General features: G+C 71.3%; 14 protein-coding genes. 2 read left to right on the top strand and 12 right to left on the bottom strand.

The genetic code is table 11. The features are described 5' to 3' along the window. Positions 1 to 27: 27 nt before the first annotated feature. The 6 genes from ACFQ6X_RS13580 to ACFQ6X_RS13555 all read right to left on the bottom strand — a co-directional run bounded on the left by ACFQ6X_RS13580 (position 28) and on the right by ACFQ6X_RS13555 (position 5,245). Entirely contained in the window at positions 28 to 522 is a 495-nt protein-coding gene (locus ACFQ6X_RS13580; RefSeq protein WP_383180611.1) for a GNAT family N-acetyltransferase, read from the bottom strand. A gap of 33 nt (positions 523 to 555) precedes the next feature. Then, the gene (locus ACFQ6X_RS13575) at positions 556 to 1,389 is read right to left on the bottom strand and encodes an SDR family NAD(P)-dependent oxidoreductase (RefSeq protein ID WP_383180608.1); all 834 of its coding nucleotides are present in this window, start codon (positions 1,387 to 1,389) and stop codon (positions 556 to 558) included. Further along, on the bottom strand, positions 1,386 to 2,549 hold the full coding sequence (locus tag ACFQ6X_RS13570) for a serine hydrolase domain-containing protein (RefSeq protein ID WP_383180836.1): 1,164 nt from the start codon (positions 2,547 to 2,549) through the stop codon (positions 1,386 to 1,388). The genes ACFQ6X_RS13575 and ACFQ6X_RS13570 overlap by 4 nt, the downstream gene beginning before the upstream one ends. Before the next feature lie 77 nt (positions 2,550 to 2,626). Next, positions 2,627 to 3,394 carry an energy-coupling factor ABC transporter ATP-binding protein gene (locus ACFQ6X_RS13565; RefSeq protein WP_383180605.1) on the bottom strand — a complete coding sequence of 256 codons (768 nt, stop codon included), beginning with the start codon at positions 3,392 to 3,394 and terminating at the stop codon, positions 2,627 to 2,629. Continuing rightward, positions 3,391 to 4,152 (bottom strand): cobalt ECF transporter T component CbiQ, encoded by a 762-nt coding sequence (gene cbiQ, locus ACFQ6X_RS13560; RefSeq protein ID WP_383180602.1) that lies wholly within the window; start codon positions 4,150 to 4,152, stop codon positions 3,391 to 3,393. The genes ACFQ6X_RS13565 and cbiQ overlap by 4 nt, the downstream gene beginning before the upstream one ends. 1 nt (position 4,153) lies before the next feature. Next, positions 4,154 to 5,245, bottom strand: a complete 1,092-nt coding sequence (locus tag ACFQ6X_RS13555; protein WP_383180599.1) for an energy-coupling factor ABC transporter permease — start codon at positions 5,243 to 5,245, stop codon at positions 4,154 to 4,156. Positions 5,246 to 5,426: 181 nt separating this feature from the next. On the opposite strand from ACFQ6X_RS13555, the gene ACFQ6X_RS13550 reads away from it, so the two are divergent. Further along, positions 5,427 to 5,831, top strand: coding sequence for an SsgA family sporulation/cell division regulator (locus ACFQ6X_RS13550; RefSeq protein ID WP_383180596.1), 405 nt, complete (start codon positions 5,427 to 5,429; stop codon positions 5,829 to 5,831). 161 nt (positions 5,832 to 5,992) lie between these two features. Here ACFQ6X_RS13550 and ACFQ6X_RS13545 read toward each other — a convergent pair whose 3' ends face one another. Together ACFQ6X_RS13545 and ACFQ6X_RS13540 are read right to left on the bottom strand one after the other, a co-directional pair. Beyond that, a complete protein-coding gene (locus tag ACFQ6X_RS13545; RefSeq protein WP_383180593.1) occupies positions 5,993 to 8,203 on the bottom strand; it encodes an MMPL family transporter in 2,211 nt (736 codons plus the stop codon). A gap of 128 nt (positions 8,204 to 8,331) precedes the next feature. After that, positions 8,332 to 8,904, bottom strand: a complete 573-nt coding sequence (locus ACFQ6X_RS13540; protein ID WP_383180590.1) for a TetR/AcrR family transcriptional regulator — start codon at positions 8,902 to 8,904, stop codon at positions 8,332 to 8,334. Between the two features lie 191 nt (positions 8,905 to 9,095). Here ACFQ6X_RS13540 and ACFQ6X_RS13535 point away from each other — a divergent pair, with 191 nt between their 5' ends. After that, a complete protein-coding gene (locus ACFQ6X_RS13535) occupies positions 9,096 to 12,443 on the top strand; it encodes a S41 family peptidase (RefSeq protein ID WP_383180587.1) in 3,348 nt (1,115 codons plus the stop codon). A 509-nt stretch (positions 12,444 to 12,952) separates the two neighbouring features. Here the strand turns inward: ACFQ6X_RS13535 and ACFQ6X_RS13530 are convergent. The 4 genes from ACFQ6X_RS13530 to ACFQ6X_RS13515 form a co-directional block, all read right to left on the bottom strand. After that, positions 12,953 to 13,174, bottom strand: coding sequence for a hypothetical protein (locus ACFQ6X_RS13530; RefSeq protein ID WP_383180584.1), 222 nt, complete (start codon positions 13,172 to 13,174; stop codon positions 12,953 to 12,955). 86 nt (positions 13,175 to 13,260) lie between these two features. Next, positions 13,261 to 14,145, bottom strand: coding sequence for an SDR family oxidoreductase (locus tag ACFQ6X_RS13525; protein WP_383180581.1), 885 nt, complete (start codon positions 14,143 to 14,145; stop codon positions 13,261 to 13,263). Beyond that, positions 14,142 to 15,083, bottom strand: coding sequence for an alpha/beta fold hydrolase (locus ACFQ6X_RS13520; RefSeq protein ID WP_383180579.1), 942 nt, complete (start codon positions 15,081 to 15,083; stop codon positions 14,142 to 14,144). The genes ACFQ6X_RS13525 and ACFQ6X_RS13520 overlap by 4 nt, the downstream gene beginning before the upstream one ends. Continuing rightward, positions 15,080 to 16,600, bottom strand: a complete 1,521-nt coding sequence (locus tag ACFQ6X_RS13515; protein WP_383180576.1) for a flavin-containing monooxygenase — start codon at positions 16,598 to 16,600, stop codon at positions 15,080 to 15,082. Before ACFQ6X_RS13515 ends, ACFQ6X_RS13520 begins: the two co-directional genes overlap by 4 nt. Between the last annotated feature and the right edge of the window lie 128 nt (positions 16,601 to 16,728).

Genomic DNA, 16,728 nt, shown 5'->3' with positions numbered 1-16,728 from the left:
CCGCTTCCTCCAGGGCCGGTCACTTTGTCACACGGGTCCGACACCCGCGTCCCGTGCGGGCAGTTCGACGACCACCTCGTCGTCCTCGACGGCGTCCGTGGGCCGGAAACCGAGCGAGGTGTAGAGCGTGGCGGCGGCGGTGTTGCCGGGGGCGTACGACAGCCGGACGACCTCGCAGCCGTCCTGTTCCGCGAGCCAGGCCGTGAGCGTGCGCATGACCGCGCGCCCGATGCCCTTGCCCTGCTCGGGGCCGTCGATCAGCATCCCGCCGATCCAGTACGAGCCGTCGTCGTCCCGGGCCCACATCACGTGCCCGAGCGCCGGGTCGCCGGCGTGGACGGCCAGCGAGTGCCAGGTGTCCTCGCGCATCGACAGCAGGAGGTACCGGGCAGCCAGCGCGGGGACATGGTCGCGCTGGCTGTCCAGGGGGGCGACATCGGCCACCGCACGCCAGTTGCCGCTGTCCACCTCGCGCAGGGTGACGCGCCGGCCGGTCCGGTCCGAGAATCCGTGATCAATCATCGAGGGAGGGTAGGACGCGGTACACCGCCCCGGCTAGCGGGTTTCCCCGACCTGCGACAACGCGTTGCGGAAGCCCGTGTTGACGCCGAGCAGTCCGCCGTCCACCCGCAGCGTCGTCCCCGTGATCCACGACGCGTCGCGGGAGGCGAGGAAGGCGACGGCGGACGCGATGTCGTCCGGGGCACCGAGCCGGCCGAGCGGGTAGAGGGCGCTCGCCCGCTCCAGTTCGGCGTCCCGGCCGGCCCAGGCCTCCGTGCGGATCGTGCCGGGGGCGATGAGGTTGACGCGTACCCCGCGCGGGCCCGCGTGACCGGCCAGCGTCCGGGTCAGGCTCGACAGGCCCGCCTTGGCGGCGCTGTAGGCGTGGCCGCCGAAGTCCTGTTCCCCGTTGACCGAGCCGATGTTGACGATCGCGCCCCGCCCGGACGCCACCAGGTGCGGCAGCGCGGCGCGGGAGCAGCGGTAGGGGCCGGTCAGGGTGATGTCGAGGGTGTGGTCCCAGGATTCGTCCGCCTCGTCCTCGAAGAGGGGAGCGTCCTCATGGTTGGCGTAGGCGTTGTTGACCAGGACATCGAGCCGGCCGAAGGCCGTGACCGCGTGGGCGACAGCCGCCTCGACGGCGGCCCGGTCGCCCACGTCGCAGGCCAGGGACTCGGCGGTGCCGCCCCGTTCCCGTATCTCCTTCGCGGTGTGAGCGGCCCGGCCGGCATCCAGGTCGGTGACGAGTACGGCCGCGCCCTCGGCGGCCAGCCGGTGGGCCGTGGCCGCGCCGATGCCCCGGCCGGCGCCCGTGAGGAGTACGGCGTACCCGTCGAAGCGCGCGGCGGAAGGAGCGGCAGGAGAAGAAGCGGCGGGAGAAGGAGTCATAGAGCCGAACGTACTGCCCTGACCAGGGCCTGGGCACGGGGGTCGGCGGTGACTCCCTTCTGCAGGCCGTTCGTCACATAGCCGAGCGCGATGCCCGATTCCGGGTCGGCGAAGCCCAGCGAGCCGCCCCGGCCGGGGTGGCCGAAGGAGCCGGGGGCCAGGAGCGGGGCGGCCGTGCCGTGGAGCATGTACCCGAGGCCGAAACGGGTGTTGACGACCAGGACCCGGTCCGGGCCCTCGGACTCCTCGGTGCGGGCGAGGGTGAGCGTGGCCGGGGCGAACAGCCGGTGGCCGTCCACCTCGCCGATCATCGCGGCGTAGCAGCGGGCGAGTCCGCGCGCGGTGGCGACACCGTTGGACGCGGGCAGTTCGGCCGCACGGTAGGCGGGGTCGTTCTCGTCGGGGAAGGGGTCGATGGCCCCGAAGGCACGGCGGGTGAGCGAGGCGGGGTCGCGGTAGGCCTCGACCACGGAACGCTTGGGGCGCATGCGCAGGGCGCCTCCGTTGTGCTCGGTCACGGGCGGCTCGACGGGGCCGATCCGTCCGATCCGGTGCGCCTCGTCCGCCGGGAGCCCGAACCAGAAGTCCAGGCCGAGCGGGCGGGCGATCTCCTCGGCGATCCAGCGGCCGATGGTGCGTCCGGTGGTCCTGCGCACCAGTTCACCGATGAGCCAGCTGTAGGTCTGGGCGTGGTACCCGTGGTCGGTGCCGGGCTCCCACAGGGGCCGCTGGGCGGCGACCGCCCGCGGCCCGGAGGTCCCGTCGGCGGCCTCCTCGGGCGTCAGCGTCCCGTCGAGCGCGGCGAGTCCGGCGCGGTGGGCGAGGAGATGGCGTACGAGGACGCGTTCCTTGCCGTTCGCCTTGAACTCGGGCCAGTACGTCCCGACCGGGGCGTCCAGGTCCACCTGGCCCCGCTGGTGCAGCAGCAGCGGCACGGCCGCGGCGACACCTTTCCCGGCCGAGCGGACGACCTGGACGGTGTCGACCGCCCACGGTTCGGCCCCGTCGACATCTCTCGTACCGGCCCACAGATCCACGACCTTGCGCCCGTGACGGTAGACGGCCACGGCCGCTCCCCGTTCCCCGCGCTGTTCGAAGTTACGGACGAAAGCATCCCGTACCGCCTCGAACCCGGGCGTCACCGTGCCCCGTACATCCACGCCTGCTCCCGCGCTCCCGCTCATCCCCCCATGGTGCATCCCGTCGCAGGTCGGACGGTTGGCGGGTCACCCCATGTTCACGTATGCGGAACGGCCACGGAACGCGGGTCGAAGCCGAACGGCAGCTCCAGCCGGTGGCTGCGCATCAGTTCCTCGTCGCAGAGGAGGTCCTGGGTGCGGTTGTCGGCGGCGATCACTCCGTCGCTGAGGATGACGGCCCGCGGGCAGAGTTCGAGGGCGTACGGCAGGTCGTGGGTGACCATCAGCACCGTGACGTCCAGGGAGCGCAGGATGTCCGCGAGTTCACGGCGGGAGGCCGGGTCGAGGTTGGAGGAGGGCTCGTCCAGGACGAGGATCTCGGGCTCCATCGCGAGGACGGTGGCGACGGCGACCCGGCGGCGCTGGCCGAAGGAGAGGTGGTGCGGGGGACGTGTAGCGAACTCCTCCATGCCGACCTGCTTGAGCGCGGCCGTGACCCGCTCCTCCAGCTCGGGGCCGCGCAGTCCGGCCGCGGCGGGTCCGAAGGCGACGTCCTCGCGGACGGTCGGCATGAAGAGCTGGTCGTCGGGGTCCTGGAAGACGATGCCGACCCGGCGGCGGATCTCGGCGAGGTGGCGCTTCTGCACGGGCAGCCCGGCGACCCGGACGCTTCCGGCGCCCGCGTCGAGGATGCCGTTGAGGTGCAGGACGAGGGTGGTCTTGCCGGCACCGTTCGGGCCGAGGAGGGCGACCCGTTCACCGCGGGCCACGGTCAGGTCGACGCCGAAGAGGGCCTGGTGACCGTCGGGGTAGGCGTAGGCGAGGCCACTGACCTCGAGGGACGGGGCGGCGGGGTGCGGGCTCATACGGTCCATCCCAGCAGACACACGGCGAGGGCGATCAGGGGGAGTGCCGAGGCGTACGCCCACTGGGTGCGGGAGGCGGTCACCTCGTCGATGACGGGCATGGTGCCGGTGTAGCCGCGGCTGACCATCGCGAGGTGGACCCGCTCGCCGCGCTCGTAGGACCGGATGAACAGGGCACCGGCCGTCTTGGCCAGGACACCCCAGTGCCGTATGCCGCTCGCCTCGAATCCGCGGGAGCGGCGGGCGATCGACATCCGCCGCAGCTCGTCGGTGATCACATCGCCGTACCGGATCATGAAGGAGGCGATCTGGACGAGCATCGGCGGCAGCCTGAGCCGCTGGAGCCCGAGCAGCAGGGAGCGCAGCTCGGTGGTGGAGGCCAGGATCACCGAGGCGGCCACGCCGAGGGTGCCCTTGGCGAGGACGTTCCAGGCGCCCCAGAGGCCGGGAACGCTGACGGAGATGCCGAGGAGCTCGGTCTGCTCGCCGGGCACCACGAACGGCATCAGCAGCGCGAACGCCACGAACGGCACCTCGATGGCCAGCCGCTTCAGCAGGAACCCGGCGGAGATCCGGGCCAGGCCCGCGACGACGCCGAGCAGGACCGCGTACAGGGCGAAGGCCCACACGGCCTCGCGCGGGGTGGAGACGACGACCACGACGAAGCACAGGACGGCGGCGAGCTTGCAGTGCGGGGGAAGGCCGTGGACCGGTGAGTGCCCGTGCCGGTAGAGCTTGTGTGCGTGGCCGGCGCCCATGTCAGACGGCTCCGGTGACGGGGGTGGCCGGCGCTTCGGAGGTACGGCGTCGGCGCACCGCCCAGAAGACTCCGGTGCCGACGGCGACGGTGGAACCGACACCGATCACTCCGGCGAGACCGCCGGAGAGCCGGGCGTCGCCGATGTCCTTGACGCCGTAGTCGGCCAGGGGGGAGCCGGCCGCGCCGTGCTCCTGGACCTTCTCGTCGATGCCCTTGTCCGCGGCGACCTTCTCCAGGCCGTCCGGGTTCGCGGAGGCGTAGAAGGACACGAAACCGGCGAGGACGAGGGCGGCCGCCAGGCCGGTGGCCCAGACCCTGCGCGTGGAGCGGGCCGCGACGGCGACGGGGGCGGGAGCGGCGGCCGGGGCGTCGATGAGCTCGCCGCCGACGCGGAGCTTGAGCGGGGCCGCGAGTCCGCGGGCGCCGTACACGAGGTCCGGGCGCACCGCGATGACGGCGCCGACGGTCAGCGCGGTGATCGCGGCCTCACCGATGCCGATCAGGACGTGTACGCCGACCATCGCGGTCAGCACCTTGTCGAGGGGGACGTCGGTGGTCCCGCCGATCGCGTAGATCAGGGTGAAGGCGGCGGCAGCGGCCGGTACGGAGACCAGAGCGGCCACGAAGGACGCGACGGTCGTCGAGCGGCGTCCGCGGGGCAGCACGTGTGTCAGCCCGCGGAAGAGGCCGTAGGCGACGACCGTGGTGACGACGCCCATCACCGTGATGTTCACGCCGAGCGCGGTGAGCCCGCCGTCGGCGAAGAGGATTCCCTGCATCAGCAGGACGACCGCTATGCAGAGCACTCCCGTGTACGGCCCGACCAGGATCGCGGCCAGTGCCCCGCCCAGTAGATGGCCGCTGGTGCCGGCGGCGACCGGGAAGTTCAGCATCTGCACGGCGAAGATGAAGGCGGCGACCAGACCGGCCAGCGGGGCGGTGCGCTCTCCTCCGCCCCCGGATCCGTCCGAGAGGGAGGCGCCACCCAGTTCTCGCCGGGCGCCCCGGAGGCTGACGGCGACCGCGCCTGCGGCGACGACGCCGGCGACGGCGGAGACGGGTGCATTGATGAATCCGTCGGGTACATGCATGGAGTGGCTCCGCTTTCGGGCGTTTTCGCGGGCGGGGTCGGGAACCGCTCAATGATAGTGCCCTGTTGCAAACGGTTCGCAAGAGCGTACGCAACACAACTGCTCACGCCTCCCAAGGTGCCCAATATGAGACATATGGCACATTGGAGGGGAGAGATGCATACACAGGAGGAGCCGGCCCATGTCCCTCGTGATCCAAGAACATGCCAGAGCCCGGCTCATCACCGACGGACCCGACCCGCGGCGGGTCCCCGTAGAGCTCACCTGCGACACCGACGCCCCGCAGACCGTCCACGTCCGGCTTCCCGGCGGCGTCGACTGGGCGTTCGGCCGCGACCTCCTGGAGGGTGGGCTCCGCGCCCCCGTCACCCGCGACGACATACGGGTCTGGCCGTGCGGCCGTGCCCAGCTGGTCCTGGAACTGCACTCCCCGGACGGCGTCGCCGTGTTCCAGTTCGACGTCGTGCCGCTCATCCGGTTCCTGCACCGTACCCGCGAGGCCGTCGAGCGCCTGGCCCCCGCCCCCGCGCCTCCCCCCGCTGCCGCCCCGGCCCCAGCTCCGGCCGCCTCCGTCACCCGCGCATGACGCCGGGCGGCCGCCGGACGGCGCCGCATGACGAAAGCCCCCGTGCCGCGTGCACGGGGGCTTTCGTCGCCCCGGTCCCCCGTCCCCACAGGTAACCGGTGCACCGGGGCCGCGCTCCGCTCAGACGCGGACCCCGGGGTACGTGCGGCTCGGACCGCGGGTCAGACGCGGGCCAGTTCCCGCTCCTCGCCGTCCGCCGGGCCGTCGGCCAGGTCCTTGCGCAGGCCCTCGCCCTCCACGTCCACGTTCGGCAGTGCGCGGTCCAGCCAGCGCGGCAGCCACCAGGCACGCCGGCCGAGCAGGGCGAGCACCGCCGGCACGATGGCCATGCGGACCACGAAGGCGTCGAAGAAGACGGCGATGGCCAGCGAGAAGCCGATCATCTTGATCATCGACTCGGGGGAGCCGATGAAGCCCGCGAAGACCGCCATCATGATCACCGCGGCGGCCGTGACCACCCGCGCACCGTGCCGGAAACCGGTGACGATCGCCTGGCCGGGCGTCTCCCCGTGGACGTACGCCTCACGCATCCGGGTGACCAGGAAGACCTCGTAGTCCATCGCGAGGCCGAAGACCACACCGACCATGAAGATCGGCATCATGCTCATGATCGGTCCGGTCTGCTCGACCCCGAAGAGCGAGCCGAGCCAGCCCCACTGGAAGACCGCGACGACCGCACCCAGGGCCGCTACGACCGAGAGCAGGAAGCCGAGGGCCGCCTTCAGCGGCACCAGCAGCGAGCGGAAGACCACCATCAGGAGCAGGAAGGCCAGGCCCACGACGAGCGCCAGGTAGGGCAGCAGCGCGTCGTTCATCTTCTGCGAGAAGTCGATGTTCATCGCCGTAGCACCGGTGACGAGCACCTCGGCGCCGGTGTCGCTCTTGATGTCCGCACCCGCGTCACGGATCGCGTGGACGACCTGTTCCGTCTCGGTGGAGCTCGGACGGTCCTTCGGGATGACGGTGATGGTCGCGGCGTCGCCGGCCTTGTTGAAGGTGGCCGGGGTGACGGCCGCGACACGGCCGATGCCCTCGATCTCCTGGGAGACCTGGTCGACCGCGGTCTTGCCGTCCGAGCTGCCCTTCGTGTCGACGACGACCAGCAGCGGACCGTTGAACCCGGGACCGAACCCGTCGGACAGCAGGTCGTAGGCCTGGCGCTGCGTCGTGCTCTTCGGCTGGGAGCCGTCGTCGGGCAGGCCCATCTCCAGGGAGGCAGCGGGTACGGCGATGACGCCGAGGCCGATGACCCCGGTGAGCAGGACCCACACCGGCTTGCGCAGCACGAACCGCGCCCAGCGGGTGCCCATGTTCGGCTTGGCCTCGGGCTTGTTCTCCGCCTCGGCTGCCTTGCGCGCCTTGCGCCCCATGACCCGCTTGCCCGCGAAGCCCAGCATCGCCGGGACGAGGGTGAGCGCGATGAGGACGGCGATCGCGACCGTGCCCGCGGCGGCGAAGCCCATCTTCGACAGCATCGGGATGTTGACCACGGCGAGGCCGACCAGGGCGATGACGACGGTCAGACCCGCGAAGACGACCGCGGACCCGGCGGTGCCGACGGCCCGGCCGGCGGCTTCCTCCCGCTCCCGGCCCTCGGCCAGTTCGGCGCGGTAGCGGGAGACGATGAAGAGCGCGTAGTCGATGCCGACCGCGAGGCCGATCATCATCGCGAGCGTGGAGGTGGTGGAGCCCAGGTCGAACACGTTCGCGAGGGCCGTGATCAGCGAAACGCCGATCCCGACGCCGATGAGCGCGGTGAGCAGCGGGAGCCCCGCCGCGATCAGCGAACCGAAGGTGATCACGAGGACCACCGCGGCGATGGCGACACCGATGATCTCGGTGGCCCCGGTCTCCGGCATCACCTGGAGCGCGTCACCGCCGATCTCCACGGTCATCCCGCTGCTCTGCGCGGCCTCGCCCGCTTCCTCGAGCGCCTCGCGCGTCCCGTCGGTGAGCTCCATCGAGCTGACGTCGTAGGAGACGGAGATGTACGCGGTCGAGCCGTCCTTGCTGACGGCGTTCGCCGCGAACGGGTCGGCGACGGAGGCGATCTGGTCCGAGCCGGACTTCAGCTCGGCGACGATCTCCTTGACCTCGGCCTTGTTGGCGGCGTCGGTCACCTTCTGAGCGCCGGGTGCCTTGAAGACGACCCGGGCGGTCGCGCCGTCGGCGCTGCCCCCGGGGAAGCGCTGTTCCAGCAGGTCGAAGGCCTTCTGGGCCTCCGTACCGGGGATGGAGAACGAACTGGAGGTGGCGGTGGACGCGGAGGCGGCACCGAATCCGGCGAGCGCCAGCAGTGCCACCCAGACGAGGGCGACATAGCGGCGGCGCCGGAAGGCAAGCCGGCCGAGCTTGTAAAGGAATGTGGCCACGGAGGGGTACTCCCGGTCAGGTCGTTGAGTGGAAAAGGGCGTGAGGAACCGGCCCGACGACGAGAGCGGCGTGTCAGGTGGAGCTTCGGGGAGGGGTCCTCGGCAAAGAAGGAAAAAGAAAGGGGACGTCAGACGCCGAGGGCGGGGAACACCACGGCTTCGACATAGTCGATGAGGAACGCCTGGTCGACCGAGCGGTCGTCGACCATCTCACGGGCGGCGAAAGCGCCGATCATCATGTGCGGTACATACGGGAGCGCCGGATTGTCCGGACGCACCTCACCCCGGTCCACGGCCCGCTGGAGCAGCACCCCGAGACCGGTCATCTCCGGCTCGATCAGCAGCTCGCGCAGTGCCTGGAACAGATCGGGATTCTCATGAATGGCATGGGTCAGGCCCCGCATCAGCGCGGAGTTCTTCTCCATCTGACAGTCGTCGGTGCGCAGCAGCACGGCGTTGAAGTCGCCGCGCAGCGAACCGGTGTCGATCTCGGCAAGGTGCACCGGCTTGTCGTTCCGGAGTGCCTTGACGACCAGCTCGGCCTTGCTCCCCCACTGGCGGTAGAGGGTGGCCTTGCTGGAACGGGTGCGGGCGGCAACGGCGTCCATGGTCAAGGCCTCGTATCCGACCTCGCCGAGCAGGTCGAGCACGGAGGTGTACAGCTCGCTCTCGCGTTCCGGCGTGAGCCGACTGCGTGCCATGTCCCGACCTCCTTGTCCGTTGCGCCTGCTGGATCGTACGTCGGCGGCCGGTCATCGGGATGATCGACCAAACGAACGAAACTGTTTCGTACACCTCGAAGGTACTCCCCCCACCTAGCGAAACGAGACAGTTTCGCTTGTGTCCTGCACCACAAGTTGCCGGAGCCCCTTCGCACGGAAAGCATTGGGGGGTGAGTGACGACGTGGCGTATCTCCGTTTCCCGCACCTCCACAAGGACTTGCTCTGCTTCGCGGCCGAGGACGACCTCTGGGTCTCCCCCCTCGTCCCGGAGGGGCAGCGGCCCGGCCGGGCGTGGCGGCTGACTGTCGACCGGACCAGGGTCAGTCATCCGCGCTTCTCGCCCGACGGGAGCCGTATCGCCTACACGACCTGGCGCACGCTCGACCCTGAGATCCATCTGGCCCCCGTGGACGGCGGGCCCGCCCGCAGACTCACGTACTGGGGCTCGACCGACGCCCGGGTCTGCGGCTGGAGCCCCGATCCCGGCGACTCGTCCCAGATCCTCGCCGTGTCCTCGCACAATCAGCCGTTCTCGTACTTCTCGTGGGCCTACAGCGTTCCCACCGACGGCAGCCCCGGCGGCAAGCTCCCCTGGGGCCCGGTCTCCGACATCGCGGTCGCCGACATCGACGGCGAGCGGCGCACCCTCCTGCTCACCGGCAAGCCCCCGCACGAGCCCGCCGCGTGGAAGCGGTACCGGGGCGGGGCGACCGGGCGGCTGTGGCTGCACGGTGAGCGCCTGCTGCCGGACATCGGCGGCCATCTGGACTCACCGATGTTCGTCGGGCGCCGGATCGCGTTCCTGTCCGACCACGAAGGGGTCGGCAACCTGTACTCCTGCCTGATGGACGGCAGCGACCTGCGCCGCCATACGGACCACGACGCGTTCTACGCCCGACACGCCTCCAGCGACGGCCACCGGGTCGTCTATCAGTGCGCGGGCGATGTGTGGCTCGTCGACGACCTGGAGTCGCCGGACGCCGTACCGCGGAAGCTGGAGGTGCGGCTCGGCGGGCCCCGGGCGGGGAGGCGCACGTACCAGGTGCCGGCCGCCAGCAACGTGGACTCCCTCTCCGTGGACGAGACGGGCCGTGCGAGCGCCGTCTCCGTACGCGGCAGCCTCTACTGGCTCACGCACCGCGACGGGCCCGCCCGCACGATCACCGACACCCCGGGGGTGCGGGTCCGGCTGCCGGAGATGCTCGGCAGCAGCGGCAAGGTCGCGTACGTGACGGACGCGGACGGCGACGACGCGATCGAGATCGCCCACCTCCCCCGGGCCAGCGGCGACCGCGAGCCGGTCCGGCTGGCCTCCGGGCAGCTGGGCCGGGTCCAGGAGCTCACCTCGGACCCGGAGGGCGAGCGGCTGGCCATCGCGTCGAACGACGGCCGTCTGCTCCTGCTGGACACGGCCGTGGAGGCGGAGACGGCGGCGGAGGGCGAGGACGGGGCCGAGGACGCCCCGCAGGTCCCCCATGTCCCCGCGGAGGACGTGGTCACCGAACTCATCCGCTCCGTCAACGGTCCGGTCCGCGATCTGGCGTTCTCGCCGGACGGGGCGTGGCTGGCCTGGTCCCACCCGGGCGTGGGCCGGTCGCTGCGCCAGATCAAGCTGGCCCGTATCTCGGGTCCCGACGCCCCGGTGATAGTGGATGTCACCAACGGCCGCTTCGAGGACGAGAACCCCGTCTTCACGGGTGACGGCCGCTATCTCGCGTTCCTCTCCTGGCGCGGTTTCGACCCCGTGTACGACGTCCATACCGGCGACCTCTCCTTCCCGCTGGGCTGCCGCCCCTATCTGGTCCCGCTGTCCTCGGCCACCCCGTCCCCGTTCGCCCTGCTGCCGGACGGGCGGCCGGCGGCGGGCGGGCTGGACCCGGTGGACATCCCCGAAGGCACGGTCGAGGGGACGACGGTCACCGTGGAGTTCGAGGGGCTGGAGAGCCGGGTGACGCCGTTCCCGGTCTCCGCGTCGAAGTACTCGGGGCTGCAGCCGGTCAGCGGCGGCGGCCTGGTCTGGCTGCGCTGGCCGATCTCCGGCGCCCTGGGCGAGACGTTCGCGAACCCCTCGGACATGTCGGGCCGGCCCACGCTGGAGCACTTCAACATCGCGAAGGCGCGCAAGACCGAACTCGTCGACCACCTGGACTGGTTCGCGGTCAGCGGGGACGCGAGCCGGCTGGTCGTGATGGACGACGGCGAGCTGCGCGCCGTCCCGTCCAACGAGCCCGGCGACAACGACTCGACGGTCTTCCTCGACCTGCGCCGGATCCTGCACGATGTCGACCCGGCGGCGGAATGGCGTCAGGCCTACGGGGAAGCGGGGCGCATCATCCGGGCCTACTTCTGGGAACCGGACATGTGCGGCATCGACTGGGACGGCGTGCTCGACCAGTACCGGCCGCTCGTCGAACGGGTCGCCTCGCCCGACGAGTTCGCGGACCTGCTGCGGGAGGTCCTGGGCGAACTGGGCACCTCCCACGCGTACGTCTCGCCCGCCCGCCGCAACGAGGGCCCGCCGCACTACCAGCGCGCGATCGGGCTGCTGGGCGCGAACCTCGTGTGCCGCGACGGCGACTGGACGGTCCAGCGGATCCTGCCCGGCGAGTCCTCGGACTCCAAGGCCCGTTCACCGCTTGCCGGTACGGGCATCCGGGAGGGAGCGGTCCTCACCCATGTCGACGGCCGGCCCGTCGACCCGGTGGCCGGACCGTACCCGCTGCTGACGGCGGCCGGCGGCACCACGGTGGAGCTGACGTTCCGGCCGTCCGGGGGCGAGTGCGGCGGCCGGTCCCGGCGCATCGCGATCGTCCCGCTGGTCGACGAACGGCCGCTGCGCTACCAGGACTGGGTGGCCAAGCGCCGCGAGGTCGTACGGGAGCTGAGCGGCGGCAAGTGCGGGTACCTGCACATCCCGGACATGGGCGGCTCGGGCTGGGCGCAGTTCAACCGCGACCTGCGCCTGGAGGTCTCCCGCCCGGCCCTGATCGTCGACGTACGCGGCAACGCGGGCGGTCACATCAGCGAACTGGTCGTCGAGAAGCTCACCCGAACGATCCTCGGCTGGGACCTGACCCGCAACGCGCAGGCGGTCAGTTACGCGTCCAACGCTCCGCGGGGTCCCGTGGTGGCGCTGGCGGACGAGGCGACCTCCTCCGACGGCGACATGATCACGGCCGCGTTCAAGCTGCTGAAGCTGGGGCCGGTGGTGGGTCAGCGCACCTGGGGCGGGGTGGTCGGCATGACCGGGCGCCACCGGCTCGGCGACGGCACGGTGATCACGGTGCCGATGAACGCGGCCTGGTTCGACACGTACGGCTGGTCCGTCGAGAACCACGGCGTCGGCCCGGACCTGGAAGCCCTGCGCACCCCCCTGGACTGGGCCGAGGGCCGCCACGCGGTCCTGGACGACGCGGTACGGGTGGCCCTGGACCTCCTGGCGGTCCACCCGGCGGCCACACCCCCCACCTACGCAACAGCCCCGATCCTGCGCCGCCCCCCACTACCACCACGCTGACCGGCCACCCCGTCCACGTTCGGACCCCACCCCCGGCAACCCCCAGCCCACCCTGCGCTCGAGGGCACCCACAAACCCAGCACCCCAGCCCACCCGGCACTTAAGGGCATCCCTGAGCCCAGCAACCCCCAGCCCACCCGGCGCTTGAGGGCATCCTTGAGCCCAGCAACCCCCAGCCCACCCGGCACTTAAGGGCACCCTCAAACCCAGCAACCCCCAGCCCACCCGGCACTTAAGGGCACCCTCAAGCCCGGCAACCCCCAGCCCACCCGGCGCTTGAGGGCATCCTTGAGCCCAGCAACCCCCAGCCCACCCTGCGCTTGAGGGCATCTTTGGAGCCCGTCCGGCGATTGAGGACCGGGGCCCGGGGCGGAGCCCACGGTTTCGGGAAGGGGCGGGTAGGGGACAAGCCCCGCGCACGCAAGAGGGGCGCACCCGGTACTCCGGATGCGCCCCACAGCAACGCAGCAACGCAGACGCGTCAGACGCCCCGCGCCGCCGAGCTCACGTCAACGGTCGAAACGCTCGCGCGCCTGGTCCGACGCGCCCTGCGCCCGCTCCCGCGCGCCGGCCTGGCCGGCGGGACGAGCGGAACGGTCCGCGCGCTGCTCGTCGGCGTCGGACGGGCGGTCGTGCCGCTCGTCCCGCCGGCCGCCGGCCTTCTTCTGCTGCTGCTTGGCCTGGTCGGCAAGCTCCTGCGCCTTGTCCTTGAACTGGTCTGCGATGCCCATGCTGTTCACTCCTATGTGGGTGCGTGGGGTTGGCCCCGGTGGGGCCTCGCTCAGACTTACACACCCGGACATTCATCGCATTTCGATCATTGACGCTCGGCCCGCGCCGCCCTGTCAGCCTCGCCGCCTGCCCCCACGAGCCCCTTGGTGACACCCTCGAGCCGCGGCCCGAACCGCTTCATCTCCCGCTGCCCGACCGCCCCGATCAGCATGGGCAGGTACCCGCGCACCGACTGCATCCCGCGCAGCCACCACTGGGCGTACACATGCGCGGACCGCCGCTCGATACCGGCGACGATCCGGTCCACGGCCGGACCCAGCGGATACGTACGGTTCGTCGGCCACGGCAGCCGCTGCCGCAACTCCCGCATGACGTCGTCCTCGTCGGCACCACGCACCATGTCCGTGTCGGTCCAGGACAGATAGCCGACCCCGACCCTCACCCCCCGGTAGCCGACCTCCGCACGCAGGCTGTGCGCGAACGCCTCCACGCCCGACTTGGACGCGCAGTACGCGCTCATCATCGGCGCCGGGGTGATCGCGGCCAGCGAGGCTATCTGGAGGAAGTAGCCGCGGCTCTCCATGAGTACCGGCAGGAACGCCCGCCCCGTGACCGCGCCGCCGATCAGGTTCACCTCGATGACCCGCCGCCAGGCGACGGGGTCGGAGTCCACGAACGGACCGCCCGAGGCGACCCCGGCGTTGGCGACGACGATGTCGACCTTGCCGAACCGTTCCTTGACCTCGCGGGCGACCTGGGCCATGGCCTCGTGGTCGGTGACATCCGCGAACCAGTGGTCGCTCTCCCCGTGCAGCCGCTCCGAGACCTTCTTCAGCTCGTCCGGCTCCAGCCCGACCAGTGCCAGCGTGGCACCGCGCGCCGAGAGCTTGCGGGCCAGCAGTTCGCCCACACCGCGGGCCGCGCCGGTGACGACCACGACCTGCCCTTCGAGACTCCGCCTGCCGCTCATGCGACCTCCTCCTCACGCACGGCCTGCGCCGCACTGTCCGCAGTGACGTACCCGGCCACCAGTTCCCGGAGTTTCGCGGTGACCACCTCGGGTGCCTCGACCGGCGTCATATGGCCCATACCCGTCAGCTCCGTGAGCCCGAGGCTCTGGGGCAGCGCCGCCTCGATGGCCCGCGCGTGCACCGGCGGTGTCAGCCGGTCGTCCGCGCCCGCGATCACCGCGGTCGGCAGCCGCAACTCCCGTACACCCGACTCGAGATCGAGCTCCGCGAGCACGTGCCCCCACGCGACCCGCGCCTTGCGCGGACACGCGTGCACGATCCTGGCACAGGCGTCGACCCGCTCGGGGGACGAACCACGGCCCATCGTGGCGTACTTGAGAATCGCCTTCGAGACCGCATTGACCGGCCCGAGCGGGGCCCGCGCCCCGAGGACCTTCCCGGTCAGCCGCGTACGCAGGGCACCGGCCCGCATCGGCAGCACCAGAGACTCGGCGGTCAGCCGCGAACTTCCGGTACTGCACAGCAGAACAGCGGCCCCGTGCTCGCGTACCGCGGCCCGCCCGGCTGCGGCCATCAGCGTCATCCCGCCCATGGAGTGCCCGGCGAGCACCGCCTTCTGCCCCGGCGCGAGCGTGGCCCTCAGTACCGCCTCCAGATCGTCGGCCAGCTTCTGCGTGCCGTATCCGTCCGCGCCGGCCTCCGGCGTACGGCCGTGGCCCCGCTGGTCGTAGACGACGACCCGGTGGTCCGCCGACAGGTCACGCACCTGCGCGTCCCAGAAGTGCGTGTTGCAGGTCCAGCCGTGCGCCAGGACCACGGCGGGGGCGCCGTCGGGTCCGTGCAGTTCGACGTGGATGCGCGCGCCGTCGGCGGACACGGCGGTCAGTTCGCGTACGGGTACGGGCGGGACGTCCGCCCGGTGCAGCAGCCGGCTCATCGGGCGACCTCCTCGGTGACGGACTTCTTCGCGGTGCTGACGGCGGGCGGCCGGATGACCTCGTACTCCCCGAGGTCGACCGAGCGCGTGGCCCGCCGGAATTCGGCCGTCGTCCCCGGCCAGACCGTGGTGTTGCGCCCGGTGGAGTCCAGGTACCAGCTGGTGCAGCCGCCGGTGTTCCACACGGTCCGCTTCATCCGGTCCTGGACCCGCCTGTTCCACGCGCCCACGGCGGAGGTCCGTGCGCCGAGTGCGGCGCGTCCTCCCAGGACGTCCAGCTGGCGCAGGTAGTCGGCCATGTAGTTCAGCTGGGACTCGATCATGAGGATCATGGAGGAGTTCCCGAGCCCGGTGTTGGGGCCGATGACCGTCATCCAGTTGGGGAAGCCCGCCGCGGAGGCGCCGCGCAGCGCCTGCATGCCGTCCTTCCAGGACTCGGCGAGCGTGATGCCGTCGGCGCCGACGACCCGGTCGGCGATCGGCATGTCCGTCACATGGAAGCCGGTGCCGAGGATGATCACGTCGGCCTCGGTCTCCGTGCCGTCGGAGGCGACGACGGTGGAGCCCCGCACCTCGGCCAGGCCGGAGGCGACCACGTCCACATTCGGCTGGGCGAGCGCCGGGTAGTAGGCGTTGGAGAGCAGGATGCGCTTGCATCCGATGCGGTACGAGGGGGTCAGCTTGGCCCGCAGCTCCGGGTCCTTGATCGCCCGCGCCATGTTGGCCTTGGCTATCCGCTCCACCAGGCCCAGCTGGTCGGGATGCTTGGTGAACGCGCCGACCTGCAGCTCCCGGATGCCCCACAGCAGTCCGCGGCGCGCGGTGCCGGTGAACGGGAGCGTGCGGTGCAGCCACTTCTCGGCCCCGCTGATGGCGCGGTCCATGCGCGGCATGACCCAGGGCGGGGTCCGCTGGAACAGCGTGAGCCTGCTCGCCCTGGGCTGGATCTCCGGCACGATCTGGATGGCGGACGCCCCGGTGCCGATCACCGCGACGCGCTTGCCGGTGAGGTCGTAGTCGTGGTCCCACCGGGCCGAGTGGAAGACCTTGCCGGGGAACTCGGCGAGCCCCGGGATGTCCGGCAGCTTCGGGTCGGAGAGCGGACCGGTCGCGGAGACGACGACATCGGCGGTGACGGTGACTCCGTTGGCCGCCTCGATCACCCAGTGCAGCTGGTCGCCGTCCCAGCGCATGACCGTGACCTCGTGGTTGAACCTGAGGTGCGGGCGCAGCCCGAACGTGTCGGCCACGTGCTCCAGGTAGGCACGTATGTGCTCCTGCCCGGAGAAGGTGCGTGGCCAGTCGGGGTTGGGCGCGAACGAGAAGGAGTAGAGGTGGGACGGTACGTCGCAGGCGCAGCCCGGATAGCTGTTGTCGCGCCAGGTGCCACCGACGGAGCCGGCCCGCTCCAGGACCAGGAAGTCGGTGATGCCTTCACGGCGCAGCCGGACAGCGGCCCCGAGGCCCCCGAATCCGGATCCGATCACCGCCACTCGTACGTGTTCGTGCTGGGCCATGCTGCCGCCTCCCCGCGGTACGTCACACGACTCTGCCAGCAATCACTGGCATTGTTGGGAGAGTAGAGCAGGGCCGTACCGATGGGTAGGGGTCGCACCAAGGAAAGTTACCGACGGTACAACATAGG

Source organism: Streptomyces sp. NPDC056452 (assembly GCF_042796085.1).
Classification (GTDB): domain Bacteria; phylum Actinomycetota; class Actinomycetes; order Streptomycetales; family Streptomycetaceae; genus Streptomyces.
The sequence above is the reverse complement of the archived record's forward strand: the minus strand, read 5'-3'. Positions and strand labels throughout refer to the sequence as shown.